We start from the raw sequence: 9,300 nt of genomic DNA on the forward strand, positions 1-9,300 counted from the left end.
ACTCCAATACTCCCCGCCACTTGGCAGAGTTCTGGATGATTGAGCCGGAAGTTGCCTTCAACGATATTGCGGACAATATGGATTTGGCTGAAGAGTTCATTAAGTATTGTGTGAAATGGGCGTTGGATAACTGTGCGGACGACGTGAAGTTCTTGAACGATATGTTCGATAAGGGACTGATTGAACGTCTGCAAGGTGTATTGAAAGATAATTTCGTTCGTCTGCCTTATACAGACGGTATCAAGATTTTGGAAGAGGCCGTAGCGAAAGGACACAAGTTCGAGTTCCCGGTTTACTGGGGCGTCGATCTGGCTTCCGAGCACGAACGTTATCTGGTGGAAGAACACTTCAAGCGTCCGGTGATCCTGACTGACTATCCGAAGGATATCAAGGCTTTCTATATGAAGCAGAACGAGGATGGTAAGACGGTACGTGCGATGGATGTTCTTTTCCCGAAAATCGGTGAAATCATTGGCGGTTCCGAACGTGAATCGGATTATAATAAGTTGATGACCCGTATCGAAGAGATGCATATCCCGATGAAGGATATGTGGTGGTATCTGGATACCCGCAAGTTCGGTACTTGTCCTCACTCCGGTTTCGGACTCGGTTTCGAACGCTTGTTACTTTTCGTAACAGGTATGGCGAACATCCGTGACGTGATACCGTTTCCGCGTACACCGAGAAATGCTGATTTCTAATATTTCGGTATATTTATGTAAGGCTCGCATAATCTTTTGGTTATGCGAGTTTTTTTATGCGCTTCATGGTTCTATTCTCAAAATAAATATTTATATTTGGAGATACGCATTCGAGAGTGTTAACTAAAATAATACGACAATGAAAAAGCTCTATTTCTTTACCATGCTTTCAATAATGTTGTTGGCGGTAACAGGTGCGACGGCCCAGAAGAAAACTAAATTCAAAGCGGCCGAGTTGAAAGGAATCTGGCAACTTTGCCATTATGTGTCGGAATCTCCCGATGTTCCGGGAGAGTTGAAGCCCAGTAATACATTTAAGGTGTTGAGTGAAGACGGACGAATCGTGAACTTTACGATTATTCCCGGTTCTGATGCAATTATTACGGGGTATGGTACGTATAAGCAATTAACTGACGATTCTTATAAGGAAAGTATCGAGAAGAATATTCATCTCCCGATGCTGGATAATCAGGATAATATTCTGGAATTCGAGATTAAGGATAATGATTATCTGTGTCTGAAGTATTTCATCAAAAACGATTTGAATGGGAACGAACTGAATACCTGGTATTATGAAACCTGGAAACGGGTGGAGATGCCGGCCAAGTTCCCGGAAGATATTGTGAGATAAAGATATCGTTTTTTTATTAGGCACGGATTTTACGAAATGCACTGTATTCAAGCATAGCAAGAGTACAGTATATCGTAGAATCCGTGCCTGTCTTTTGTGTAAAAGATAAAAACGAAGAGGTTTTGGACGAAATCAAAGTCGGTTTAAATAGAAACGGAAATGAAAAGGAAGATATATAAATTCCGTTTCTCTGCATTGCTCTAACTTTGCCTGCATCAACAATTGTAGAATTAGAACAATGAAAAACAAACTTTTAGTGGCGGTAGGGAGCATTGCTTTCCTGACTGCCTGCAATGCTCCGAAAGGAAATGAGATGCAATGGTTCGACCATGCGGTGAAAACATCCGGGCATCAGTTGCTCTATATGGCAGAGCAATTGAAGAATGAGCCGGACACGGCTTGCTTCCCCCGTTCCATAAAAGAAGGAAAGTACAGGTTGGAACATCCTACCGACTGGACGAGCGGTTTTTATCCCGGTTCGATGTGGCTGGCATACGAACTGACCGGGGATGAAGCGCTGGCAAAGGAAGCACGCAAGTACACGAACCGTTTGCAGGATATGCAATATTATACGGGCAATCACGATTTGGGCTTTATGATGTTTTGCAGTTACGGGCAGGGGATTCGTCTGAAACCGGAGCCGGCCGACAGTCTGATTCTGGTACATTCTTCCGAAAGTCTTTGTTCCCGGTTTAGCCCGAAAGTAGGATTGATTCGTTCGTGGGACTTCGGCGACTGGAGTTATCCGGTGATTATTGATAATATGATGAATCTTGAAATGTTGTTCTGGGCTTCAGAGCGGACTGATAATCCTGTATATCGTGATATTGCTATTGCTCATGCCGACAAGACATTGAAGAATCATTTCCGGGCGGACATGACCTCTTATCATGTGGTAAGCTATCTGGCGGACAGCGGCGAAGTGGAGTCGAAAGGAACATTCCAGGGATATGCCGATTCTTCCGCCTGGGCGCGTGGTCAGGCGTGGGGAGTGTATGGATATACCATGTGTTACCGCTTCACCAAGCAGCAGAACTATCTGGATGCCGCTCATAAGATAGCCCGGTTTATTATCGACCATCGTCCGTCGGAAAATGATTATATCCCTTACTGGGATTATGACGCGCCCAAGATTCCGAATGAACCGAGAGATGCTTCCGCGGCTGCTGTGACAGCTTCCGCATTACTGGAACTGAGCGGATATGGTGATAAGAAACAAGGAGAAGAATACTTCCGTTATGCGGAAAACATTCTGAAGCAACTGTCATCTGAGGAATATTTGGCGGAAGAAGGAGAAAATCAGGGTTTCATCCTGCTGCATTCTGTCGGCAGTTTCCCGCACGACAGCGAGATTGATACGCCGTTGAACTATGCCGATTATTATTATTTGGAAGCAATGAAGCGCTATAAGGATTTAAAAGAGAATTCAAATCGTTCATAGTATTAGTTTTTTAAGGTCGATGCCGGTCCTTTATATGAGTTAAAAAACAGGGTTTGTTTATAAGATTGGACTGAAAATATCTATCTTTACGATGAAATCTTTAATATTAGCTTATGAAAGACCGGCATTTGCTGTTTAAGTACATACTCGGATTATCCGTTTGCATCTTGTTTCTTCCTTTATATGCTATCCCGGGTGCCGACAGCCCTATCCATTTTAAGCGGTTGTCCGTAGACGACGGACTGTCACAGAATACTGTACTTGCCTTGACGCAAGACCATAATAATAAGATTTGGGTAGGCACGGTAGACGGGCTGAACTGGTATGAAGGAGCCCGCTTTGCTTCTTACTATAAGGTACCGGATGATACGACAAGCCTGGCGAACAATCATGTGTATTCACTTTATACCGACCCGAAAGGCACGGTATGGGTAGGTACGCAGGTCGGCCTGTCCCGTTATAATATTGTAGGGAATAATTTCACCAACTATTCACCGGCGGACAATCAGCCGATGCAGGTGCTGGCTATCGGGGAATCGGAAGAGGGTGACCGGCTTCTGCTTGCCACCAATATAGGGCTGGTGATTTTCGATAAAAAGACGGGGCGGATGAAGGTGCAGCCGGAACTTGCCGGAAAAACGATTTATTCGGTTTGCCGGATGAATGACGGCTTCCTGCTGGGTACTTCGGAAGGTGTTTATTTCTACTACGTACGCAATGAGAACGTGACCCGGCTTCTCCTTCAACTGAAAGGGGAAGTTATCTCCGGTATGCTTTATGATGACAGAACCGGAAATTGCTGGTTGGCTTCATTGACCAACGGGGTATATTGTGTCGATAACAATTTCCAGATAAAAAAGCATTATAACAAGCAGAATACCCCTGCTTACTTCCTTACAAACTCAGTCAGGACATTGAGCCAGGATGACAAGGGACGAATCTGGATAGGTACTATGGAAGCCTTGCTTGTTCTTGAACCGGAAGCTGAGACTTTTCAGATTTGCCGTTTTTCGCCCGAAGACCCTACCTCATTAGGGCACAACTCCATTCGCTCTATCCTGAAAGATAACCAGGGCGGTATGTGGATAGGCACGTTTTACGGCGGGCTTAATTATTATCATCCTTTAGCTCCGGCTTTCGGACGCTTGCAACATTCTTCCTGCCGGAACTCGTTGAGTGATAACACCGTAAGTTGTATAGCCGAGGAACCGGACAGCGAGAATCTGTGGATTGGCACGAATGACGGCGGATTAAACTACTATGACCGGAAAACAGGAGCTTTCTCATGCTTCCGGGCGGGGACTTCCGCCAATTCCCTGAAGTCTGATAATATAAAATGTATATGGACGGATAGGGATGGTAGTGTCTATATCGGTACTCATGGCGGAGGAATGAACCGTCTGCACCGCAAGAGCGGGAGAATAGAAACGTTCAACTTCCCACATTCGGTTTCTCTGAATAACAGTTGCTATTCCTTACTGGACGGAGAGGACGGAACGCTTTGGGTAGGTGGTATGAGCGGGCTTTTCCTCTTTGACAAACAGACCGGCGGGTTTTCATTGCATCCATTGGCTAAAAAGCACAACAAACTGGAGAACGTGTTGATATATACATTGTTCCGTGACTCGAAAGGAAGGATATGGATTGGAACGGAAGAAAGTTTGTTCTTGTATGCCGGCGGAAAACTGGAAGAATTGCATCTTCCTTCTTCGGCTTATCTGCATGGGCTGATACAAGCCTTCTGTGTGCAGGAAGATAGCCATCACCATATATGGATAGGTTCTTCTACAGGTCTATACCGCTATAAGGAGGGTGCGCCAACCGCTTGGGAACAATATACAATGAAAGACGGTTTGCCGAATGACTTTATTTATAGCATACTGGAAGATGAACGGGGACGTCTGTGGCTGACTACCAACAAGGGACTGGCCTGCTTCAACAGGGAAGAAGGCACTTTCCTCAACTATACCAAACAGGACGGGCTGCCTCACGACCAGTTCAATTTCTTCGGAGCTTGTAAGGCACAGGATGGTACGTTCTTTTTGGGTTCTCTCGGTGGTGTTGCCTATTTCAAACCTTACGAACTGGAGGATAATCCGTATTCTCCGAATGCGGTTGTCACGGGAGCCGTAGTCTTTAATCAAGTGATTACGGACTTGAAAAGCGAGCGGGTACGTTATTATCAGGATGAGCAGGGACGAATGCTTGGTATGTCGTTCCCTTCCGACCAGAAATTATTTAATATCCGCTTTGTCGTTATTAACTATCTGGCGGGAAAGCGGAATCAGTTCATTTATAAGTTGGAAGGATTTGAAACGGAGTGGAATTATTCCAAATACACGTCGTCCTCGCGGGCGAGCTATTCCAATCTGCCGCCCGGAGAATATGTGTTCAAAGTGAAGGCATGCAACAATAACGGGAAATGGAGCGAAGCTACTACGGAATTTTTTGTGCACATCATCCCGATGTGGTATCAGACTTGGTGGGCAAAGATGCTTTTCGTTTTCTTTTCTGTAGGACTGCTCGTATTCATTGTCTATTTCTTCATAGCTCGTGCCAAGATGAAAATGCAGGTGCGAATCGAACAGATAGAACGGAATAAGGTAGAAGAAATCAGTCAGGAGAAGGTGCGTTTCTATATGAATATGTCTCATGAACTGCGTACTCCGTTGAGCCTGATACTGGCTCCGTTGGAAGAAGTCCTGGGGCAGAATAGTCTGGTAGGTGCTCCGGTGCGTCAAAAACTGGATTATGTTTATAAGAACGGACGAAAGTTGCTGCATATTGTCAATCAATTATTGGATTTCCGGAAAGCTGAAGCGGGAGCGATGCCTGTTCATGTGGCGCAGACGGATGTAAATGGATTGTTGGAGGACGTATGCGCCCTATTCAGAGAGAATGCGGAAAAGCGGAATATAGACTTAAGTCTGAAGTCCGACCTGAAAGGGCGGTTGCTTCCGGCTGATAAGGCATATTTGGAAACTATTCTGATGAATCTGTTGTCGAACGCCTTTAAGTTTACGCCGGATGGGGGTAATATAGTGCTCTCTTTATACGCAGAGGGGGAAACATATAGCTTTACTGTGAGAGATAGCGGCATCGGTATGTCTCAGGAACAGCTTACCCGTATTTTCGAACGTTTCTATCAGATAGACGGGCAACGGAAAGGGACGGGTATCGGACTGTCATTGGTGAAAATGCTTGTAGAGAAGCATCACGGAACTATTGTTGTGGAAAGTGAAGCTAATAGCTATACGGAATTTAAAGTCGCTTTGCCTGCCGACATCAACGCTTTCACAGAGAAAGAGCGGGAAGCACCGGAACATGAAGCTGAAGCATCTGCATCCTTTCGGGAACTCCCGGTGGCTGACGAATACTTCTCCGGTGACCTATCGGCTATAGGTTCTGCGGAAGCATCCGGGGATGACCGGATAGGGGTGGAAACTGCCGGTGAGGAAGAACGTCCCACTATTTTGCTGGTGGATGATAATAAGGAAATGGTGGATTACCTGAGAGACAATTTCCGTCAGAATTATGTGACGCTGACAGCCGGAAATGGGGAAGAAGCGTTAGCTATCATGAAAGAACACCGGGTAGATGTCGTCCTTTCCGACGTGATGATGCCGGGAATTGACGGGATTAAGCTTTGTCAGCTTATTAAAAGGAATTTGCAGACTTGCCATATTCCGGTGATTCTGCTGTCTGCCAAAGGAAGTGTCGATGCACAGACGGAAGGTATTCAGGCGGGAGCCGACGATTACATCGCGAAACCGTTCTCTATCCATTTACTGAATGGCAAGATAGCCAATTTGCTGAAAGCCCGCCAACGGTTGAAACATTATTATTCCAACACGATTGACATCGATACTGCCAAAATGACTTCCAATACCTTGGATGAGGAATTTATGAACAGAGCCATTCAGGTGGTGGAAGAGAATATCAGTAACGAAGATTTCACATCCGAGGACTTGGCAAGCAAACTTTGCATGAGCCGTTCGTCGCTTTATCTCAAGATGAATTCCATATCCGGTGAACCGCCCGCCAACTTTGTCCGCCGCATTCGCTTTAATAAGGCTTGCAAATTGTTGTTGGAAGGACGTTATTCCGTTGCCGAGATTAGTAGCATGGTAGGTTTCGGCTCTTCTTCTTATTTCTCTACCAGTTTTAAAAAGTACGTCGGTTGCCTGCCGTCGGATTATATAAAACAACACACTAAGTAGTGCATCTTCTGCAAGCCATCTTCTTCGGGTATCTTCTCCGAAACGAAGGCGAGTGGCTTGCCGTGGTCGGGCTGCAAAAGGAAGGCGGAATAATGGAGCGGTTTCTCTATTTGGCTTTCAACGTCATTCGCCGTTTTTGAACTTCTTTTCTAATTCTTTTATCCGCTTTTTCAGTTTGGTAAACGTAAGCGGTGCCGTGTCGTAGATGAATGAGTCGGTCATTGTTTTATAATCCTTTTCATACTCCTTTGCAAGCGGTTCTTCGGGCCAGATAGTGATGTGCGCCTTTTGGTTTTTTAAGTAATCCACTAAACCAATGTGATAGAATTTCTGCCTATGTGCTATTATCTCGGCGTAAAGTTTCTCATCGGTAAGCGCATCATCGGCGTATGCATCCATCAGCTTTTCCAAGTCGTACAGATGTCGGCTCATACGTTCCGTCCGTGGTGCTTTCTTCTGATATTCCTCGTTCAGCAGAAAAGCCTTTTCCAAGAAAGTGCGTATGGGCAAGACGGTCGGTATGTTACAGACTGTTCCATCGTCCACAGCGGGAAATTTATCGTATATCAGCGAAGTAATCAGTCTGTCCTTAAACGGCTCATCCATGGAAAGACAGCTGATTTCAACCTTTACCTTAGGACTGATATATTCGTTTGTTTCTTCCAGGATGCTGTTGTATTCAACGTTAATCACTACCGGGTCTCTGTCTGTGGCAATTTCTACTGTGCCCTCGGCCGTTTCTTCCGTTGTCACGTTTACAATCTTGAATCCGGTGGTACCCATCGCTTGCAACTGTTCTTCCAGTTCTTTCGACAGTTGTTCAAAAACCACTTTCCGTGATTCCTTTCTCAGCAGTTTTATCTGGTTGTTGTTGCTGCAAGCGGCAAACGGATACTGTTGCTTCACCTCTTCCCGCAAGAACCAACTGCGGCTCAGGGCAATGTCAATGTCCTCACTGAATCGTTTCAGGTCAATCTCATTCCATCCCTTGCTCAACGAGGTACCGCCCTTAAACAGTAGATAGCCGGTAAAAGATGTGGAGAACAACGCTTTTAATGTGACCGTCACCCACCAGTCCTTTTCCACAGCCAACTCTTCCAGATGCTTGTCAAAAGCCACACTTTGCAACATGGCCGTGCGTTCTTCTTTGGTCTTATTTTGCCACAAACTCATAATTCAAGTCTTTAAAAAGTTGTTTCACTATCTTTCTTATCCAGACCGGGGCATTGCCGAGGTCGCCATATACGAGGTATTTCTCCTGCGAGTCTCGCAGCAGTTCTCTGATACGGTTGATGTCCCCTTCACTGATATTGCTCTGCCCTTTGGCTTTCATTGCCAGTTCCAGAAGGGGCATCAACTTGCTCTTGTAAGCATACATGCGTGGTGTACGCCTTTTTAGCCGGATTTGTTTCCGTCCTACGACTATCACCCTTGGAGAACCCGTAGTGAGATACACGGGCTTCATGGGCACTTGCGTTGACAGCCCCAGCACATTGAGTGCCAATTCGCCCGTGGGTAATATTTCCGCATGTTCATGCTCGGCAATGGCATGCACTATTTTTTCCGCCGAAGGATAGACATTGCCATATTCCGTCACTATCGGTTTGTAGTAAATGCCTTTGGCAAGCCGTTCCAATATGTTATAGCTTGCCATGAGTGACAATATCTTACTGACATAAGCATTGTCGAACTCGCAGAAATCATTTACGAAAAATAGCGTGCCCGAATCAGCTGCCTTCACCCTCGCGTCTATTTGTTCCTGAATCGTCATATTAACATTCTTTAGTCTGTAACTTTTGCAAAGTTATCATATTCCTAGAAGATGAGCAAACAATGAAAGGACAAATATGGATGATAAAAGACATTCTCTACATCTATACATATCACTCAACGTGTCTTCAGTACAGTCTGTTTTATTCCCCCGATACCGGTCACTTTGTTCCTCACCGAGAAACGATGTGTTCGGCACCGGGGAACAATGTGTTCCTCGGTGTGAAACAAAGTGTTCCAAGCCGCTTGAAACTATTAGTTTCATAGTGGGTTGAAACTCTTGGCTCCGGTATGTTCTGGCACGCGCTCCATTCCCCGATTTATGCTTCAAACTCATCTGTATTCCATCCAAACGCCTGTCTTGGACGATTTTTAAGTCGAAATGTACGAAATCAAGGTCATCTTAGACGGTATCAGAGAAGGAAGAAATGAATTGAAAGTCCCGTTCAAGGTGGTTTATCTACATTTGCCTACAGAAAAACCAATCATTTGATATCATGAAAAAAGTATTATTGATTTCATTCGTAATCTTGTCTG

At 45.2% G+C, this 9,300-nt stretch carries 6 protein-coding genes; 4 read left to right on the forward strand and 2 right to left on the reverse strand.

Annotated elements, in window-relative coordinates:
* The 4 genes from asnS to RDN93_RS20825 all read left to right on the forward strand — a co-directional run.
* Positions 1-701: asparagine--tRNA ligase (asnS, locus tag RDN93_RS20810; RefSeq protein WP_308747261.1), on the forward strand; the 701-nt coding region annotated here is incomplete at its 5' end.
* A gap of 139 nt (positions 702-840) precedes the next feature.
* Positions 841-1,332 (forward strand): DUF4488 domain-containing protein, encoded by a 492-nt coding sequence (locus RDN93_RS20815; RefSeq protein ID WP_308747262.1) that lies wholly within the window; start codon positions 841-843, stop codon positions 1,330-1,332.
* A 238-nt stretch (positions 1,333-1,570) separates the two neighbouring features.
* Positions 1,571-2,773, forward strand: coding sequence for a glycoside hydrolase family 88 protein (locus RDN93_RS20820; RefSeq protein WP_308747263.1), 1,203 nt, complete (start codon positions 1,571-1,573; stop codon positions 2,771-2,773).
* A gap of 113 nt (positions 2,774-2,886) precedes the next feature.
* Positions 2,887-6,993, forward strand: a complete 4,107-nt coding sequence (locus tag RDN93_RS20825) for a two-component regulator propeller domain-containing protein (protein ID WP_308747264.1) — start codon at positions 2,887-2,889, stop codon at positions 6,991-6,993.
* A gap of 123 nt (positions 6,994-7,116) precedes the next feature.
* On the opposite strand, the gene RDN93_RS20830 is transcribed toward RDN93_RS20825, so the two are convergent.
* The gene (locus RDN93_RS20830; RefSeq protein WP_308747265.1) at positions 7,117-8,166 is read right to left on the reverse strand and encodes a nucleotidyl transferase AbiEii/AbiGii toxin family protein; all 1,050 of its coding nucleotides are present in this window, start codon (positions 8,164-8,166) and stop codon (positions 7,117-7,119) included.
* Positions 8,147-8,764: a DUF6088 family protein gene (locus RDN93_RS20835; RefSeq protein ID WP_308747266.1), complete on the reverse strand. Its 618-nt coding sequence runs from the start codon at positions 8,762-8,764 to the stop codon at positions 8,147-8,149. Before RDN93_RS20835 ends, RDN93_RS20830 begins: the two co-directional genes overlap by 20 nt.
* Positions 8,765-9,300: the final 536 nt, after the last annotated feature.

It is taken from the genome of uncultured Bacteroides sp. (assembly GCF_902491285.1).
GTDB lineage: Bacteria > Bacteroidota > Bacteroidia > Bacteroidales > Bacteroidaceae > Bacteroides.

Excerpts from the sequence above, each read along its gene's own strand:
- RDN93_RS20815 (WP_308747262.1), top strand. The coding sequence starts at position 841 with ATGAAAAAGCTCTATTTCTTTACCATGCTTTCAATAATGTTGTTGGCG.
- RDN93_RS20825 (WP_308747264.1), top strand. The coding sequence starts at position 2,887 with ATGAAAGACCGGCATTTGCTGTTTAAGTACATACTCGGATTATCCGTT.
- RDN93_RS20820 (WP_308747263.1), top strand. The coding sequence starts at position 1,571 with ATGAAAAACAAACTTTTAGTGGCGGTAGGGAGCATTGCTTTCCTGACT.
- RDN93_RS20835 (WP_308747266.1), bottom strand. The coding sequence starts at position 8,764 with ATGACGATTCAGGAACAAATAGACGCGAGGGTGAAGGCAGCTGATTCG.
- RDN93_RS20830 (WP_308747265.1), bottom strand. The coding sequence starts at position 8,166 with ATGAGTTTGTGGCAAAATAAGACCAAAGAAGAACGCACGGCCATGTTG.